The organism is Bacillus sp. LBA3-1-1.1 (genome assembly GCF_040676495.1).
Lineage (GTDB): Bacteria > Bacillota > Bacilli > Bacillales > Bacillaceae_G > Bacillus_A > Bacillus_A nitratireducens.
The window spans coordinates 205766-221780 of record NZ_JBEGIB010000022.1 but is presented as its reverse complement, the minus strand read 5'-3'; the positions used below and the strand labels follow the sequence as shown (position 1 = coordinate 221780).

Here is a 16015-nt window from a genome sequence, read left to right as displayed (position 1 = left end):
GAGCACCTTTCTTTAGAGCTTTTTATTATAAAGAAAAGACACCCATATAAGAGTGTCTTTTCCGATAGTTTGTTTAGCAGAAGCAAGAAGCTCCAACAATGATCAATAAAATAAACAATACAACTAATAAAGCAAAGCCTCCAGAAAATCCACAACCGCCACAACTACCACCAAATCCCATAATAGCTCCTCCTTTAATAAGAGGGGAAAACAAGGGTACATTCATGTATTTTAACGGATTCAAATTACTTTATGTTTTTTACACGATAATTGAGCAGGTCCTTTTGAAAATAAAGAAAAGACACCTTAAGGTGCCTTTCTTCGACTTGATAACCACAGTATATGTATCGGACTTCAATCCAATATTAGTGTATCACGCAATGATATTGTGTTTGTTGAGAAATATGAGTTACATCAATAATAAGTAGTTATGTTGAATGCTTTTTTAAAATGGCTTAGCGTACGAAATTCGTGTTTTGATGGTGCTACCCCATCATCATCAACCTAACAGAAAAAGTTGCACTCCTCTCAATATGTAATATTGCATATGAAAATGAATTGATGGAAATGTATACGCTTATTATAATGAAAGCATAAATATCCAACACATCGTAATACAACAAAAAGGAGGAAATAATATGGAAATCGCAATGGCAGTTTTGAAATTTTTAGGTGGAGTAATTCCATTAGTTCAAGAACTTTTAAAAGCCTTTATGTAAGTTTATTATTTAGCAATCATTTATAAATCATTATCATACCTTAATATAAAAAAAGAACGAGGTGAGTTTTTTGAAAATTAAGAAAAATAACAAGAAAATAAAATTCCTAGCATGTTTATTAGTTAGTTTATGCACTATTAATTATTCATCTATTTCCTTTGCGGAAACACAAACAGATAATGCAGCTGATGCAACAAAAAATGCTAGTGGTATTGATACTGGCATAGCAAATCTTAAGTATAATAATCAAGAGGTTTTAGCAGTAAATGGTGATAAAGTAGAGAGTTTTGTTCCGAAAGAAAGTATCAATTCAAATGGTAAATTTGTAGTGGTTGAACGTGAGAAAAAATCACTTACAACTTCACCAGTGGATATTTCAATTATTGATTCTGTGGCTAATCGTACTTATCCAGGAGCAGTGCAACTTGCAAATAAAACTTTTGCAGATAATCAACCTAGTTTGTTAGTAGCTAAGCGAAAACCTTTGAATCTTAGTATAGACTTACCTGGCATGAGAAAAGACAATACAATTACTGTCCAAAATCCTACATATGGTAATGTGTCTGGAGCAGTAGATGAATTAGTATCTACTTGGAATGAAAAGTATTCAAAAACACATACGGTACCTGCAAGAATGCAGTATACAGAATCTATGGTGTATAGTAAATCTCAAATAGCAAGTGCTCTTAATGTTAACGCTAAATATCTTGACAATTCACTGAACATTGATTTTAAAGCGATTGCAGATGGAGAGAAAAAAGTGATGGTTGCGGCATATAAGCAAATCTTTTATACCGTAAGTGCAGAACTACCAAACAATCCATCAGACCTTTTTGATAATAGTGTTACGTTTGATGAGTTAACTCGTAAAGGGGTAAGTAATACGGCTCCGCCTGTTATGGTGTCAAATGTAGCTTATGGCAGAACAGTTTATGTAAAATTAGAAACATCATCTAAGAGCAAAGATGTACAAGCTGCCTTTAAAGCCTTAATTAAGGGGCAAGGCGTTGAAGCGAGTGGACAGTACAAAGATATTTTTGAAGACAGTACCTTTACCGCTGTAGTATTAGGCGGAGATGCAAAAGAGCATAACAAGGTTGTTACAAAAGATTTTAATGAAATCCGAAATATCATTAAAGATAATGCAGAATTAAGTTCTAAAAATCCAGCATACCCAATTTCATATACAAGCACTTTCTTAAAAGATAACGCAACTGCTGCTGTTCATAACAATACAGATTATATTGAGACTACAACTACAGAATATTCTAGTGCTAAAATGAAGCTTGATCATTATGGTGCATATGTTGCTCAATTTGATGTATCTTGGGATGAATTCTCATATGATCAAAATGGTAACGAAGTACTAACCCGTAAAACTTGGGAAGGAAACGGCAGAGACAGAACTGCTCATTTCAATACAGTCATACCACTTCCGCCGAATTCAAAAAATGTAAAAGTCGTAGCAAGAGAATGTACAGGTCTTGCATGGGAATGGTGGAGAACAATTATTAATGAACAAAATGTTCCATTAACAAATGAAATAAAGGTTTCAATTGGAGGAACAACATTATACCCAACTGCTAATATTAGTCATTAGGTTGGAGTGAAGCGCCCTGTTTACAGGGCGCTTTTTTACTTAGTTGGAAGTATATCGCCCTTTTCTGGAGTAAAAAGGAATAGATGTAGGTTTCAATTTAAGTTTAATCAAAGTATTACTGCAAATATTGATTTTATAAATAGAAGAAACCCCCACATTTTGAAAAAAGATTAATCAGAATGTGTGAGTTTTAATTTTAGATTCCTTAAGTTTTTATAAAAAAGATTGATCATTCGTGTACATCTAACACGTAAATCCAGCTACCCCTCATTATTTTTCATCTACACTTCCCTTTTTTGTAGATTAACTATATAACTGCTGAAACTTGATTCTTCCCCCTTTAAATCTACACATGTATATTATATTACATGTGTCTTTTATGAATATATGAAAAACACAGAAAGCAGGTAAAAAGTAATAGATAAATGATTAACGTTTTCATGAATATATTGAATTTCTATCTACTGAAGAGGGGATTGAGTCCTAATGATGCAAATGAAAAATATCTTTCAAAGTAAAGGATTTCAAAGGTTACTTGTGTTAATAATATTAACCCTTATATTATATGGGTTAAAAAGTATGATTAATTTAATATTGATTACCTTTATCCTCACGTTTTTAATGAATCATTTTCAAAGGTTTATTTCTGAAAAGCTTAATCATTTTGTAAGAATAAATAGGAAAGTGATTATTGCCTTTTTATACATAGTCTTAGTTATGTTGATTGTTACCACGGTATATAAATATTTGCCGGTCATTACCGTTCAAATTTCACAGCTAATTCATCAGTTTCAAGGTTTTTTTAAGCAGCCACCTGATAATGAAATTATAAAATATTTGATTTCTACCATTAAAGAGATGGAAGTATCAAAGTATATTGAACAAGGTGCCGATGTTATTTATCAGTATTTGGCTGGTATTGGAAAAGTAAGTTCGCAGATGTTTCTTTCCTTTATTTTAAGTTTGTTCTTCTTGTTAGAAAAAGAGCGTATTATAGCTTTCACTTCTAAATTTAAAGATAGTAAGCTTAGCTTTTTTTACAATGAGATTGCATATTTTGGACAAAAATTTGTACGTTCATTTGGAAAAGTTATTGAGGCACAGTTTTTAATCGCTGTTATAAATTGTATCCTTTCAGTTATTGCACTTTGGCTTTTAGGATTTCCGCAGCTCCTTGTATTAGCATTAATGATTTTTTTACTTGGACTCATCCCAGTTGCAGGTGTAATCATTTCGCTATTTCCACTTTGTATTATTGCCTATAATATTGGTGGGATTACATATGTAGTATATATTTTAATTTTCATTACAGTCATTCATGCGTTTGAAAGCTATTTTTTAAATCCAAAATTTATGTCTGCAAAAACGAATTTACCAATTTTCTATACGTTTATAATTCTTATATTTTCAGAGCATTTTTTTGGTGTGTGGGGGTTAATAATTGGGATTCCGATTTTTATCTTCTTGCTTGATGTATTTGACGTGAAGAATGAGGAGAAATCGTATGTAGATATGGAATGATACCTCGAAGGCACATAAAAAGCAATCCAAGTATATTGTATTGCTTTGGAATAAAGTCACAAACCCTTATTTAACAGCAACAATAAAACCCTTATTTTGAAAAAAGATTGATCAGAATGGAGTTATTCTTTTTAACTAAGTAAATGATGCAAATATAACATCTCTGATTTTAAATGGGAGAAAAGTGAATCGATACAAACATTATCATGCCAGTTTCCTTTGCGAGATTGGCTGCCATTGATACCTAATTCTAAAAGGCGTTTGTTGAAGGCATGAGATGTGTACTGAAACCCCTAACCTGAATGGAGAATGGTTCCACGTACATCTCTTTTTTTGCCAATATTTTAATTGTATCTCATCCATCCACTTTCAGATTGTTTCGCTTTATACTTCCCATAAGACAGAAGCTTCATTGCCGAGCGATTGGCCGCATGAAAAACCAAGTTCAGCTTCCATTCTTCCTCCATTTCACTGGGATAGGTGGTAGATTCATAAACATAATAACTCGCCATGATACAAGGGATTACCTGCTCCGGTTCAAATCCATAAGCAGTTGCATCATCCACAACTAAATCAATGATGCATCGGTTTCCATCTTTAACTTTTTTCTGGAGTAATTTTTTTACCGATTCTGGTACTAATTCCAATATTTTATCCTTCATGTCAGTCACCTCATCTTTTATCATGTCCAGATAGCCTGGGGATATGTGTCAAAAAGAATGAAATTCCAACCGTAATTGCACAGGTTTAACAAGATCTTAAGGACTATATCACCCTAAAAGAGAAAATGGATTTAAATAAAAGAAACCCCGATTGTCTGCGGGGCTCCTAAGGGTAATCGTCAAGTAATGACGTACTCGACTAATTAACGATATCATGAATTTTTTGGTAAAAATACTGGTAAATGTGTCCAAACGAATGAGGGGCACCATTTGGAATGAAAACGCTATTTTAATTTCAAATAAAAGAACAGTCAGCAAAAGCTAACTGCTCGGTTCTCCAAGGGGGAACAAGGAGAAAGTAACTTAATCGGTTGTCTACAGTATTGACGGAATATTGAATTTTATTCAGAGGACTATGTTATATGATTGATAAAAAATTCCTTTATTAGCAGTAAAACTCCGAGGAGAGACAAGACTTCAATTGAGAACCAAAACATGCTTTTTTGAGGTTTTTTAAACTCCATTATTATGGAAGAAAATAAAAAGGTTGCAATCATCATGATAATTAAGAGACGGATTATATCAGACATTAATAGCACCCCTAATATTTAATCAGTTTCATTATATAGTTATTTCCAATAAGATGGAATTTAAGAATTGTTTTATTGAAATTCGAACAAAAAAGGTCCTGTTGTCTCCAACAGAACCTTTTCTAAAATGGCAAAGAGTAACTCTTACCTTACTCTTCTGCTATATAATACACAAAACATATCTAGATATCTAGAACAAAAAACAAAATACAATTATTTGAATATAGTGATTAAAAGTATTTTGTCGAGGTTTAATATAAGGAATTAAATTACAAACGTTGATTTATCAATGGATATTAATGATGAACTAGAAAGTGATAGTTAATAAAGGGATATCAAAATAATAAAATATGAAATATTGCATATTCAATTGAAATAGAAATTTACAAGTAGAAAGCGAGGAATAACAGTGGGGCTAGGAAACCATAGAACAGAAAATAGTTTGAGTGTAAATGACATTTCCAAAATGACAGGTGTTCCGCGTTCTATTATTTATGCGAAGAATGTCATTGGGAATTCCATAGACACTTCGAAACAGTTAAATCACACGAGTATTTTATGGAGACACCTAAATATACAGAATTGATAGGATTATGGGAAGTATTGAATGATCCATTATCTATGAAAGAGTTCAAGGAATTTGTTTATAAAGGATGGGCTTTAAAAAGAAATGTACAAAAATCATTTAATGAAGAAGAAATAGAAGCAAACAACAAACAATTAAAGTAGCAAATCCGATGCTTTTTTATTTTGTCACCATTTAAGAAGGACTAGAATATATTAGGAGTAAATAAAAGCATAGGAGTGATAAATATGTTCTTCGCAAAGTTACGTGGTAGAAATGAAGTTCCACCAGTAGAAACCGATGCTAGAGGACAAGCTTTCTTTAAATTAAGCCAGGACGAGCTTAGTTTAAAATTCAAGTTAGATTTATTCGATATAGAAAATGTAGTAGTTGCCCATCTGCATCTAGGAGCCAAAGGAACGAATGGTCCTGTTGTAGCTTTTTTATTTGGGCCTATAACAAATCCGGTTTCAATAGAGTGTGCAACTTTTACAGGAATGATCACTCAAGAGGATTTGGTTGGGCCGTTGGCTGGTCAAACTTTAGCCGCTCTTGTAAATGAAATCATCTCTGGAAACATTTATATTAATGTTCATACAGTACAACATCCTAATGGCGAAATTCGTGGCCAATTGTATCATTGCTAATTAAGTATAGTAGTGAAAAAGTTTAGTGTAAGACATAAATCATCCGTTGAGCGGGCTTTTATTTGGAAGAGGATGACTGAAAAAATACAGATAGCCAATATAATCTTAATTACTTTTAAAATTCATTTTCATTGTTTTGAAAGTAATCAAATTTAATTAGAAAACAATATGAAGTTACAATTAATTAGAAGTAGCGAATCCGCTACTTTTTTATTTTGCATAGAAAAAAGGAAACCGCAAAGGATCCTTTTTATATTAAGCTGCTTTATAATTTTTATTTTTAATCCTATTTCTAGTATCCATAAATGCGGCGGATGTCGCTATAGCACCACCTAAATCATAAACTTGGAATTACAGAGTTAGATAAGATTACTTGGTGGGTGGATACTTGATCAGGTGGTAAATGCTTCCTTAGCTTTCTCTATTGTGTTCTGTTCCTCTTTTGTATTTGTAAATTCGATAACCATAACAGACAGTCCAAGACATAAACAAACAGCCTTTATCTTGCTAACTCTCACAAGAACTTACACTTTTTCTCTATCTGTATTTAACCTAGAATACAAGATTCTTTCATTTTTATTCCCGGATACATTTGAAAAACTGAATGTTTTTATCTCAAATTAATTATATCTATAAATTTAAGGAAAACTCTGTTATAAGATGCATCAGTGCAAGTTATTAAATTCTGTATCGGATTTATGTCAGTTACAGTCACATATCTAGTAAGCAAATGACCATCCCTATAATAAGTAATCAATATCTTCTCTTCAGAAAGAAATGAACATAGTAACTTGTTTTCAATAATTTCTTGTTCGTCTTGGGTTAATGTAGGGCGCTCCACTTTTGTTTGTTTTTTAACAATCTTACCAATACCGGTGAATTTCTTCGGTATCGAAGCGAATGGAGTCCGCTTAGTCATTCCTATTTCTTTTGGCATATGTGTATCGTGCATGCTGTATATCTCCCTAATTGCTATTAATAACTGTATCATTATATCAAATTTTGGAGATGTTAGGATTATTTATATAATTATAAAATAAATATTTAGAGGTTTTTGACTCTTTATAAAATTAACCTAATTTAACTAAGCATGATTTATATATAATTGAGTAATGAACGTGAATCAATTATTGTCATAGATGTAAGCAACATTTATAATGCAAAAGAATTGCATTTACTTCTTAAAGAGAAGCTTGAGTTTCCTGATTTGTACGGGGAAAACTGGGATGATTTTTGGGATTGTATTAAAGGATTTATGTGTCCTTTGCCAAACAAAATGATCTTCGACGGATGGTCAAAGTTAGAAAAAAGGTTACCGAGAGATACAAAAATAATGAAAGAGTGTCTTCTTGATTATAATGAAGAGGATAGAAAGGATCCTGAATGGAAAAGCGAATTCTCATTTGATTGAATACTGTCAATAATATGTATATTGTATTTATTTGGGTTTTTTGTATGTTAAAATCAAATATAAGGATGTAATTATATAACGAACCAAAAGTAGGAATATCCAATGAATTTTGAGAGGTGTTACATGTTTAAAAATAAGAAATTAATTCGATTTTGTCTAACATTATTTGTATGTTTATCTGTAATTGATTTTACAATCGGTTATTTTCAAACATATCTTGAAACAGCAGCAGATATTAAATGGGTAATACCTGAAATTTGGAAAGCTATTTTGATAGATGCTCCTGAATGCATACTTGTTATTTTAGGTGCAATAGCTTTATATGATTTCACAAAAGAGACATCGCCAAAAGACGCATCAATCTAAATGCGTCTTTTTTATTAAAATTTATATTTTAAAGAGTTACATAGAAGAGAACAATCTATTAATTAACAAAAAAGAAAAGACACCCTAAGGTGCCTTCCTCCGACTTGAACCATCTTAATTTTAATAATATTGGACTCCCGTCCAAATATTATTTTACCATGTTAAGTTATTTTGTCCATTGAGAAAGAAAATTTAAATCTATGCTTTGTTGTTTTGGGAAATATTCCATATCGATAATTACAATACACGTTGTAGTATTTGAATTATTTATCTGCTTAAAAGTTGAAATTAAAAAGAACCCCATAAATGATAAACCATGCCACTAACAAAAAACACTAATACTAAAAACAAAACAATTAAAGCAAGTACTCCATTTTGATTATGTTCCATAAAATTAGCTCCTTTTAGATTTATTTTTATCCCGCATGAACTGCCTTAAACGCCCGATTGGTGAGGGCTGATAATCAGTGGGGAGATGAACAAAGCCCCCACTGATTAAATTTCCACTTTTTATACAAAAAAGCCTTTAGTCGTAATTATGGCTAAAGGCTTCCGGCATTATACTTTTTAGTTTATAAAATTTTATATAGAGAAGAATTTATAATTTTTTTTATCAAATTTGGAACCGAAAGTGTACTAGCTTGATAATGAAGCCTGGCTATTAGAATTGAAAAATTTTAGTTTTATTATAATTAATAGAAATGAAAGTAGTGTGAATATAAATCCACTCCAAATAAGCTGGTGAATACCTAAGTTTGAAATGAACCAGCCTCCAATTGTTGTTCCTAGAGTAATTCCGAGATTTGAGAATGAAACGAATAGACTATTACCAAATTCAGGCGCTTCTTTAGCTTCGCTTATTAACCATGTTTGACCAACAATTAATCCACCGGCATGTACGATTCCCCAAATAAATACGATGAAAATCATTGGAACAAGGTAGGAACCTAAATAATAAACCAATATGTAAACAATAGAATATAGGATAGGGAATAATATTACTGTATTTACTATACTTTTTTGCAGGAGACTGCCAAATAAATGATTACCTAAAATCATAACGATACCAAATACGAATAGCATGATACTGATGAGAGATCCATTCATGGAAGATACTTTTGCAAGGTATTCAGCGAAGTAGCTGTATACGGAAAACATGGCTGCAAAAAGGAATGTGACGGTTAAAATATTTAACCATAATCCTGGTTTGCCGAGTATACGAATTTGTTTGCCGAAAGACATCTTTTCTTTAACAGGCATAGAAGGGAGTAGGGTTAGTATTCCAATGAATGCAAGAGTGTTAACGAACGCTCCGAATAAGAAAGCAATTTCGAGTGAAAATTGGTCTGCAAGGTAAGAGGTTAGTGGTACACCTAAAGCAAAGCCAACCGTAATTCCCATAAAAACTTTTGTAACCGCTTGACCGCTCTTTTCTGGAGGGACAAGTTTAGCAGCTGTTACAAGAGCGATTGAAAAGAAGAGTGGATGAAGTGCTGCCGGTAAAATACGAAAAATAAGCATGATTTCAAATTGTGTTGTATAAGCGTAGATTATATTTGAAATAACAAATATGAAAATTGCTGATAATAAAATTATTTTACGATTCATACTAGAGACGAGCAGAATTAAAAACGGACCAGAAATAGCAACAACTAGTGCAAATATACTTACTAAAAATCCAGCTTGTGTAGTTGAAATTCCGAATTTTTGAGTGATTTGTGGTAATACGCCGACAATCCCCATCTCGGTAGTAATAATTCCGAACACACCTATTGCGAGTGTCAGAATAAGTAAAGGATTTACTTTTTTCATTTATAAAACTCTCCATTCGTATCAGTATTTTGAAAGTAAATTCATTAACAAAGAAGCATTATTACAAGTATGATTGGATGCCAATATTATCAGGACTATGTAATTTAAAATACAATAACAGATATCTAGATAATTAGATGTGATATGTTAAAAAAATTTCTCCTTTCTATGTTTCTTGCTTTTATAGGTAGTGCAATTTTATAAAAAAGCAGAATGTGTGAAAGCTAATAATCAATTAATTATTAGCTTTCATTTTATAATTCGTTTTGAACGTATTCAGAAAACTCTCGTATTGTTTTTTCATTTCGGCGATAGTAGGTCCATTTTCCAATTCGGTCAGATTGTAGTAAGCCTGCTTTTTTCATAGTTAATAAATAACTAGAAATAACTGATTGGGCTAAGCCAGTTTTAAGCTGGATATCTCCTACGCACACTCCAACTTGAAAGCTAAGGCCTTGCTCTAGATAAGCTTTTTCATCGAAATGGTTTTCTGGATTTTTCAACCATGATAAAATTTGACATCTTGTTTCATTTGACAATGCTTTATAAATCAATAAAGGTTCCATAAGGATATTATATCTACTTTTATAGATTTGTAAATGGGTTTTTGTGATTTTAAGGGGAGAAGGTATATGTGATCCCCTTAAATAGGAATGAGGTGCTCTTGATCTGTACCCTTTGTAAAGGACATTCTAAAAAAGTTAGGCAACCTAAAAAAGATGATTTCTGTATGCAAACAGGAGTCATCTTCTTTAAATTCTATTGATAGCAAGAATGATTATAGTACGTCATATATTTCTTAATTTCATGTGTTAACTGAACAAACGATTCACATGATTTTATATATGCTTCATCGGTTAAAGTACTACGAGGATTACGTGCAAAAATGATAATATTGTCAGGTTTAAGCATGTTGTTGCCTAGCTATCGATGACGGATTCCTAAGAAGAGTAATAATAAAACCCAACATAAAATTTAAGAAAAATTTTATGTTTACCCCATTTTTTATTTTAAAAGTTTTTCCTATCCTATAAATGAGTTACATCAAGAAGGAGACTAAAAACGATAAAGTCATAGATGAAAATGTAAAGATAGGGGATTCTACATGCATACAGAAGTTTTGATGGATTATTTGTATACTTATTTTTTTACTATTATTTTTTGTATTGTTTTTCAAATTGTGTTTTATTTTAAAGCGAAAAGAAATATATCTATTCTGCATTTTCTATGGGTATATGTTTTTCTATTCTACCTTTCGCTAGTATATGGGGTGACGCAGATCGCGACTGTATGGGATATAAGTAGATATGAAACGTGGATTCGTGTAAGTCAAATCAACTTGACTCTATTTGATACTGCAGGTAGTACTACGTATCTTTTGAACATTTTACTGTTTATGCCGTTAGGTTTTTTATTACCGACTATTTGGCCGCATTTTAGAAAAATGAAAAAAACCGTATGTGCGGGATTCTTTTTTTCATTGGCAATTGAGTTAAATCAATTACTAAATAATAGAATTACAGATATTGATGATTTATTTACGAATACCCTCGGGGCGATTGTTGGGTATGTATTATATAGAGCTTTATTTAAAATGATATGTAAAAGAGAGGAAAAAAAGATTGATACCAACTTTCCTCTAGTTATAAAATACGAGGCTATTTTTTGTTTAGTGTGTTCATTTGTAGGTGCGATGTTAATTTATTATCCTGGAGATCTGTAAGCCTCCAATAAGATGGTTGCGATCTCGTTTATAAAATGATTCTAGTTCTCCAAGCTCAAACACGGTAAAATGTGAATGGTACATCCGTTTTTCTAACTTAATAGATATAGTTTATGTATTACATGATAGGTAGGTGTAAATATGTTACATGTTCAATTATCTCAATACTTACTAAAAGAGTCTCAACCAGCTCTTCATACAGCTGGAAAACGAGTGTATATGTTAAAAGATGAAGGGTTCTCACCGTATCCTATTTATTTAAATCACCCTATTATGATAGGGGGGGGGAACAAATTGGAATCAGCATAAAGGATTTGAAGAAATCATTAAAGGATTTATAGGCTTAATTAACAAATTTCCTATATATATGGTATTTGAAACTTATTTGTGTAGGGACTTTATTGAAGGGTTTTTAGAAGAGAATACATTTCATTTTGAGCTAGTTTTTACTAATAAGAAAAAGGATACGAACTTTTTTAACGTGTTCATTACCGATAGTGATGATATAACTACACTTATGAAGTATTTCTTCCAATCAGCACAAGGTTCTCTCTATACGTTATTAAGCTATTCAGCAGACTGTAAGATTATCAGTAATCGTACTGGTGAGATTGAAATAAGAGTGGACAGTTTCTATCCAAGCTTTTCATTTATGTATGATGCGCAAGAGTTATTTATTATTGGTGGGGAAGAAAAGTGGTCAGATATCCATTATATAAAAAGATTTTTCCATCTCGAGCAGATTACAGATGAGCTAACTATTGATGTAAGAAAATGAATGAAATGAAAGCGATCCAGTACGTGAACCGCTTTGATGTTTCCTGTTACCTTCGCTAAGACCGACGCAATAGGTGTTTTTAAAAGCAAGGAAAGTAGCTATTTCGATAGTTTTGTGTTGTATGTTAAATAAGGGATTGCCATATGGAAATCCCTTATTTAACATAATTCCTTAATAGTTTCTTTAGCAATTTCATTAGAAGCATCTAATGCTAAAATTTTATTGCAAATTTCAATTGCCTTTGTATCAGAAATTAATTTATCTGGTACGGAATGAAGAAATAGTAATTGTAATAAACTATCCACATTTTCTTCTTTTGTTAACTCCACGGATTTTTTAGCATGATATAAAGAAGAATGATATGCTCCTTCTATATGACATAAAGGATTTACTAGTAAATCAAATGCAAGGTCATGTAAATCATTGGATTCTTTTTTCATTAATAAATAATTTATAAAACTATAGTTGATAATACTACTATTTTCATAAGTAACATATAGCATTTTTTCTGAGAAATCCTCAAAGCGATTGTTTTTAAATAATTTTTCAGCTTCTTCGAAATCGGCCGAAGTGATAAGATTTTCTAGCTTTTTTAACATTATTTATTCACCCACGCATCACTGATTTTTATTTCACCACCTCCCCTGATAAAAGGAACTGTGTAGGGTAATTTCATTATAATATTTTAACTATTATTGGGTCTATGTGGAATTTTTGCTATATTTATGTTTCGTATTCAGAATGATAGATGTAGTGTGCCAGGGAGATAGCATTGTAAAAAAAGAAAAAGCGCCGATGCTTGGCATGATGAATTGGCTTGCAGCCGCAATACTCGGTGCGATTATTGTGTATGAAATTGAACACCATGATTTCATGTGGACATTTGCTTCTGGAATTATGGGTGGGTATTTCTTGGTTATTATTAATTTAAGGTATTACAGTATGAGGGATGTGGGGGAATAAATGAGTAAACCCTCAAGTATAGAACGATATACTTGAGGGTTTTTATGTATGAAGAAGGGCCTTATATCATATATTTTATTCGTCGTTCCATGTAAGTCATTCGGTTTATAAAAACAATGTGTTGAAGAGATCATTAAAGAAGGCTTTTCTATTTTTCCCTAGAATGAACAGTAATGTATAATCTAATTCCTTAATGTAATAAGGGGGCAGTAAAATTTGAACAGGAAAATTTGGTTTGTAGTTACTTTTTTTGCTCTTTTAGTAACTGGCTATGTTGTTGTCCAATATTTTATTATGGATGGATTTCAAACAGGGCTTGTAAAAGCGAAGCTTATGTTTGGATCTAAATTAAGTGAGTTCTGGTATATGATGCTATTTATACATATTACAACTAGTATAGTAGCATTAGTAACTGGCCCTTTTACATTATCCACTACATTTAGAGAAAGGAATATCAACCGTCATCGAATAGTTGGGAGAATCTATATGGTTGGTATATTATTAGGAGGCGTTTCTGGACTATATCTATCCTTTTATGCTACGGGAGGATTGGTAGCGAAGCTAGGTTTCGGTTTGTTATCCGTATTTTGGCTAACATCAGCATATCAAGCATTAAATAGAGTTAAGAATAAAAAAATTAAAGAGCATCGGAATTGGATGATTAGAAATTATTCTTTAACCTTTGGAGCAGTTACATTAAGAATTTGGCTACCGTTGTTTATAGCTCTATTTGGAATAGAGCGGTTTGAACTTAGCTACGCTATTATTGCTTGGTTAGCGTGGGTACCCAATTTAATTGTTGCAGAATTATTCATAAGAAAAAGACTTAATAAAGGAAAATACGAAGGAAATGAGGATTTACATTTTTAATGTAAATTTGCTGTAATATTGAGGGCAGAATTCTTCAGTAATTGAATTTTTTTAATAGCTGAATTACATACAAAAATAGGATGGCCAATTGAAGTCATCCTATTTTTATTTATATTACCAACTAGCAGTTTCCGTATTTTCCTTCAACCACTTCACCCAATCCGAATCCTCTACCTTAAGCAAACTGAGCGAAACACCCTTCATATCTAAAGAAGTTAACAATGTACCAACCTTTACGAATGTAATCTGTAATCCTTCCAGCTCACATAAGCGGCGAATGTCGTTTGCGAAAATATATTGTTCCATTAATGGTGTCGCACCGAGTCCGTTAATGAGGATGGCGAAGTTGTCTCCTCTTCTCCAGCGATAAATGCTTTTTAGTTTATTCATAAGTTCGATCGCTAATATTTCAGAAGAGGATAGTGCTTCTTTACGGTAACCTTTTTCGCCGTGGATACCGACGCCATAAAAGACTTCATCGTCGTTTAATGTGAATGAAGCTTTTCCTTGTACTGGATCATTTGCAGGTGAAAGGGCGACTCCTAATGTGTGTAAGTTGTCGGTGATAGAACGACCAAGTGTTGTTAGTTCTTCTAAAGAATGGCCTTCAAAAGCGGCCGCACCAAGTATTTTTTGAACGAAAACAGTACCAGCGACGCCGCGTCTTCTTTTATTAAAAGAAGCATCATCTTCAATTGAAACGTCGTCATTTACGATGATGTGGTCAATTTGTCTTCCTTCTTTTTTGGCGATTTGTTCTGCAGCTAGAAAGTTTTCTACGTCATCTTTAAAGTTTTTAATGATGAATAAAATACTCTTATTTTTTGGCATTAAGCGAGTTGCCGCCACAATTTGTTCGACTGTAGGCGGAGTGAAGATGCTTCCGTTTACTGCCGCCGTAAGCATTCCGTTTCCTACATAACCAATATCAGCAGGTTCGTGTCCGCTACCACCGCCGCTTATAATGACAACGTTTTGCTTCATTTTTTCGATATCTTTTACATAAATGATGTTATGTGTTTCGTCGTAATTTACTTTGTCGTTATGTTCAAAATAAAAGCCATGCAGCATATCTTGAACAATATTGTCTACATCATTCATAACCTTTTTCATTGCTTTTGCCACCCTTTAATTACTTTGCTGATTGCTTGAGTAAAAGTAGTAATTGATTGTTTATCATATTTTTCATGAGAGAAGACATAATGGACGGATCTACTTCGCATTTGCTTTCAATCCAATCTTTTATCGTTCCAACGAAGCCGTGACTATAAAAGGAGGCAATCGTATTTTTTGTCTCATCAGAAAGGCTGAATCCACAGCTCATAGATAATTCATCAATAATCTTCATATATAAGTTTTTCGTATGCTCAAATAAATAGTGATTAAAAGAGTTTTGCTCAATGACTTTAAATGCATTTCGGTAAAATTTTTGATTTTCGTAAAAGTAATCAAATAATAAATCAAAAATATTTTCCCATGTTTCATAGTCGAGAAAGTCGATAATGTTTTCTTTCGTTTCTTCTCTATAAATCCAGCTTAATAGTTCAAATTTATCTTTAAAATGATAATAAAAGGTTTGCCTACGCATTTGACAGTGTAACATAATATCGCTCACTGATATTTTATGAAACGACTCTGTTTCCATTAAATACTTCAATGAGTTCGCGATTATCTTTTTAGAAATTATAGAAGAGGTCATCTGAATCATCCGATACGATAAACTTAACTAAATCTATACAATTCAATCAAATTTACACAAGTTAGTGCTTCATCGTGTTCTCGCAGCCC

Annotated in this window: 16 protein-coding genes and 3 pseudogenes; 10 read left to right on the top strand and 9 right to left on the bottom strand. The window is 32.2% G+C overall.

Features of this window, described 5'->3' with window-relative positions; all coding sequences use genetic code 11:
• Positions 1-73: 73 nt before the first annotated feature.
• Positions 74-181 carry a YjcZ family sporulation protein gene (locus tag MRBLBA3_RS18260; RefSeq protein WP_000505673.1) on the bottom strand — a complete coding sequence of 36 codons (108 nt, stop codon included), beginning with the start codon at positions 179-181 and terminating at the stop codon, positions 74-76.
• A gap of 599 nt (positions 182-780) precedes the next feature.
• On the opposite strand from MRBLBA3_RS18260, the gene MRBLBA3_RS18255 reads away from it, so the two are divergent.
• Positions 781-2319 (top strand): thiol-activated cytolysin family protein, encoded by a 1539-nt coding sequence (locus MRBLBA3_RS18255; RefSeq protein WP_363382774.1) that lies wholly within the window; start codon positions 781-783, stop codon positions 2317-2319.
• Positions 2320-2805: 486 nt separating this feature from the next.
• Positions 2806-3840 carry an AI-2E family transporter gene (locus MRBLBA3_RS18250; protein ID WP_363382771.1) on the top strand — a complete coding sequence of 345 codons (1035 nt, stop codon included), beginning with the start codon at positions 2806-2808 and terminating at the stop codon, positions 3838-3840.
• 344 nt (positions 3841-4184) lie between these two features.
• Here MRBLBA3_RS18250 and MRBLBA3_RS18245 read toward each other — a convergent pair whose 3' ends face one another.
• Complete coding sequence (locus MRBLBA3_RS18245) at positions 4185-4502, bottom strand: hypothetical protein (protein ID WP_044740965.1); 318 nt, start codon at positions 4500-4502, stop codon at positions 4185-4187.
• Between the two features lie 1148 nt (positions 4503-5650).
• On the opposite strand from MRBLBA3_RS18245, the gene MRBLBA3_RS18240 reads away from it, so the two are divergent.
• Both MRBLBA3_RS18240 and MRBLBA3_RS18235 read left to right on the top strand, forming a co-directional pair.
• On the top strand, positions 5651-5821 hold the full coding sequence (locus tag MRBLBA3_RS18240; RefSeq protein WP_363382768.1) for a hypothetical protein: 171 nt from the start codon (positions 5651-5653) through the stop codon (positions 5819-5821).
• 84 nt (positions 5822-5905) lie between these two features.
• A complete protein-coding gene (locus MRBLBA3_RS18235) occupies positions 5906-6304 on the top strand; it encodes a CHRD domain-containing protein (RefSeq protein WP_000464547.1) in 399 nt (132 codons plus the stop codon).
• A 610-nt stretch (positions 6305-6914) separates the two neighbouring features.
• Here the strand turns inward: MRBLBA3_RS18235 and MRBLBA3_RS18230 are convergent.
• Positions 6915-7256 (bottom strand): YolD-like family protein, encoded by a 342-nt coding sequence (locus MRBLBA3_RS18230; protein ID WP_088007449.1) that lies wholly within the window; start codon positions 7254-7256, stop codon positions 6915-6917.
• 153 nt (positions 7257-7409) lie between these two features.
• Here MRBLBA3_RS18230 and MRBLBA3_RS18225 point away from each other — a divergent pair, with 153 nt between their 5' ends.
• Both MRBLBA3_RS18225 and MRBLBA3_RS18220 read left to right on the top strand, forming a co-directional pair.
• The gene (locus MRBLBA3_RS18225) at positions 7410-7715 is read left to right on the top strand and encodes a barstar family protein (protein WP_363382764.1); all 306 of its coding nucleotides are present in this window, start codon (positions 7410-7412) and stop codon (positions 7713-7715) included.
• A gap of 102 nt (positions 7716-7817) precedes the next feature.
• A complete protein-coding gene (locus MRBLBA3_RS18220; protein WP_044740969.1) occupies positions 7818-8081 on the top strand; it encodes a DUF3937 family protein in 264 nt (87 codons plus the stop codon).
• Between the two features lie 636 nt (positions 8082-8717).
• Here the strand turns inward: MRBLBA3_RS18220 and MRBLBA3_RS18215 are convergent.
• The 3 genes and pseudogenes from MRBLBA3_RS18215 to MRBLBA3_RS18205 all read right to left on the bottom strand — a co-directional run.
• The gene (locus tag MRBLBA3_RS18215) at positions 8718-9893 is read right to left on the bottom strand and encodes an MFS transporter (RefSeq protein ID WP_044741193.1); all 1176 of its coding nucleotides are present in this window, start codon (positions 9891-9893) and stop codon (positions 8718-8720) included.
• Between the two features lie 254 nt (positions 9894-10147).
• A complete protein-coding gene (locus tag MRBLBA3_RS18210) occupies positions 10148-10459 on the bottom strand; it encodes an ArsR/SmtB family transcription factor (RefSeq protein ID WP_000433538.1) in 312 nt (103 codons plus the stop codon).
• A gap of 193 nt (positions 10460-10652) precedes the next feature.
• Positions 10653-10754: pseudogene (locus MRBLBA3_RS18205) on the bottom strand (TetR family transcriptional regulator); the annotation flags it as partial.
• A gap of 244 nt (positions 10755-10998) precedes the next feature.
• On the opposite strand from MRBLBA3_RS18205, the gene MRBLBA3_RS18200 reads away from it, so the two are divergent.
• Entirely contained in the window at positions 10999-11616 is a 618-nt protein-coding gene (locus MRBLBA3_RS18200; RefSeq protein WP_363382759.1) for a VanZ family protein, read from the top strand.
• Between the two features lie 141 nt (positions 11617-11757).
• A pseudogene (locus MRBLBA3_RS18195) lies at positions 11758-12394 on the top strand (hypothetical protein).
• A gap of 158 nt (positions 12395-12552) precedes the next feature.
• On the opposite strand, the gene MRBLBA3_RS18190 reads toward MRBLBA3_RS18195, so the two are convergent.
• Complete coding sequence (locus MRBLBA3_RS18190; RefSeq protein ID WP_363382756.1) at positions 12553-12993, bottom strand: hypothetical protein; 441 nt, start codon at positions 12991-12993, stop codon at positions 12553-12555.
• A 163-nt stretch (positions 12994-13156) separates the two neighbouring features.
• Between MRBLBA3_RS18190 and MRBLBA3_RS18185 the strand changes: the two are divergent.
• Both MRBLBA3_RS18185 and MRBLBA3_RS18180 read left to right on the top strand, forming a co-directional pair.
• A pseudogene (locus MRBLBA3_RS18185) lies at positions 13157-13357 on the top strand (ATP synthase subunit I); the annotation flags it as partial.
• A gap of 216 nt (positions 13358-13573) precedes the next feature.
• Complete coding sequence (locus tag MRBLBA3_RS18180) at positions 13574-14227, top strand: DUF2306 domain-containing protein (protein ID WP_363382753.1); 654 nt, start codon at positions 13574-13576, stop codon at positions 14225-14227.
• Positions 14228-14341: 114 nt separating this feature from the next.
• On the opposite strand, the gene dhaQ is transcribed toward MRBLBA3_RS18180, so the two are convergent.
• Both dhaQ and dhaS read right to left on the bottom strand, forming a co-directional pair.
• Entirely contained in the window at positions 14342-15340 is a 999-nt protein-coding gene (gene dhaQ / locus MRBLBA3_RS18175) for a DhaKLM operon coactivator DhaQ (RefSeq protein WP_363382750.1), read from the bottom strand.
• Between the two features lie 19 nt (positions 15341-15359).
• Positions 15360-15926: a dihydroxyacetone kinase transcriptional activator DhaS gene (dhaS, locus tag MRBLBA3_RS18170; protein ID WP_044741186.1), complete on the bottom strand. Its 567-nt coding sequence runs from the start codon at positions 15924-15926 to the stop codon at positions 15360-15362.
• Positions 15927-16015 lie beyond the last annotated feature (89 nt).

Coding starts and splice junctions, on each gene's coding strand:
- MRBLBA3_RS18260 (WP_000505673.1), bottom strand. CDS start 181: ATGGGATTTGGTGGTAGTTGTGGCGGTTGTGGATTTTCTGGAGGCTTT.
- MRBLBA3_RS18190 (WP_363382756.1), bottom strand. CDS start 12,993: ATGTTAAAAAAGCTAGAAAATCTTATCACTTCGGCCGATTTCGAAGAA.
- MRBLBA3_RS18235 (WP_000464547.1), top strand. CDS start 5,906: ATGTTCTTCGCAAAGTTACGTGGTAGAAATGAAGTTCCACCAGTAGAA.
- MRBLBA3_RS18210 (WP_000433538.1), bottom strand. CDS start 10,459: ATGGAACCTTTATTGATTTATAAAGCATTGTCAAATGAAACAAGATGT.
- MRBLBA3_RS18250 (WP_363382771.1), top strand. CDS start 2,806: ATGATGCAAATGAAAAATATCTTTCAAAGTAAAGGATTTCAAAGGTTA.
- MRBLBA3_RS18200 (WP_363382759.1), top strand. CDS start 10,999: ATGCATACAGAAGTTTTGATGGATTATTTGTATACTTATTTTTTTACT.
- MRBLBA3_RS18245 (WP_044740965.1), bottom strand. CDS start 4,502: ATGAAGGATAAAATATTGGAATTAGTACCAGAATCGGTAAAAAAATTA.
- MRBLBA3_RS18220 (WP_044740969.1), top strand. CDS start 7,818: ATGAATTTTGAGAGGTGTTACATGTTTAAAAATAAGAAATTAATTCGA.
- MRBLBA3_RS18215 (WP_044741193.1), bottom strand. CDS start 9,893: ATGAAAAAAGTAAATCCTTTACTTATTCTGACACTCGCAATAGGTGTG.
- MRBLBA3_RS18230 (WP_088007449.1), bottom strand. CDS start 7,256: ATGCACGATACACATATGCCAAAAGAAATAGGAATGACTAAGCGGACT.
- dhaQ (WP_363382750.1), bottom strand. CDS start 15,340: ATGAAAAAGGTTATGAATGATGTAGACAATATTGTTCAAGATATGCTG.
- dhaS (WP_044741186.1), bottom strand. CDS start 15,926: ATGACCTCTTCTATAATTTCTAAAAAGATAATCGCGAACTCATTGAAG.
- MRBLBA3_RS18240 (WP_363382768.1), top strand. CDS start 5,651: ATGGAGACACCTAAATATACAGAATTGATAGGATTATGGGAAGTATTG.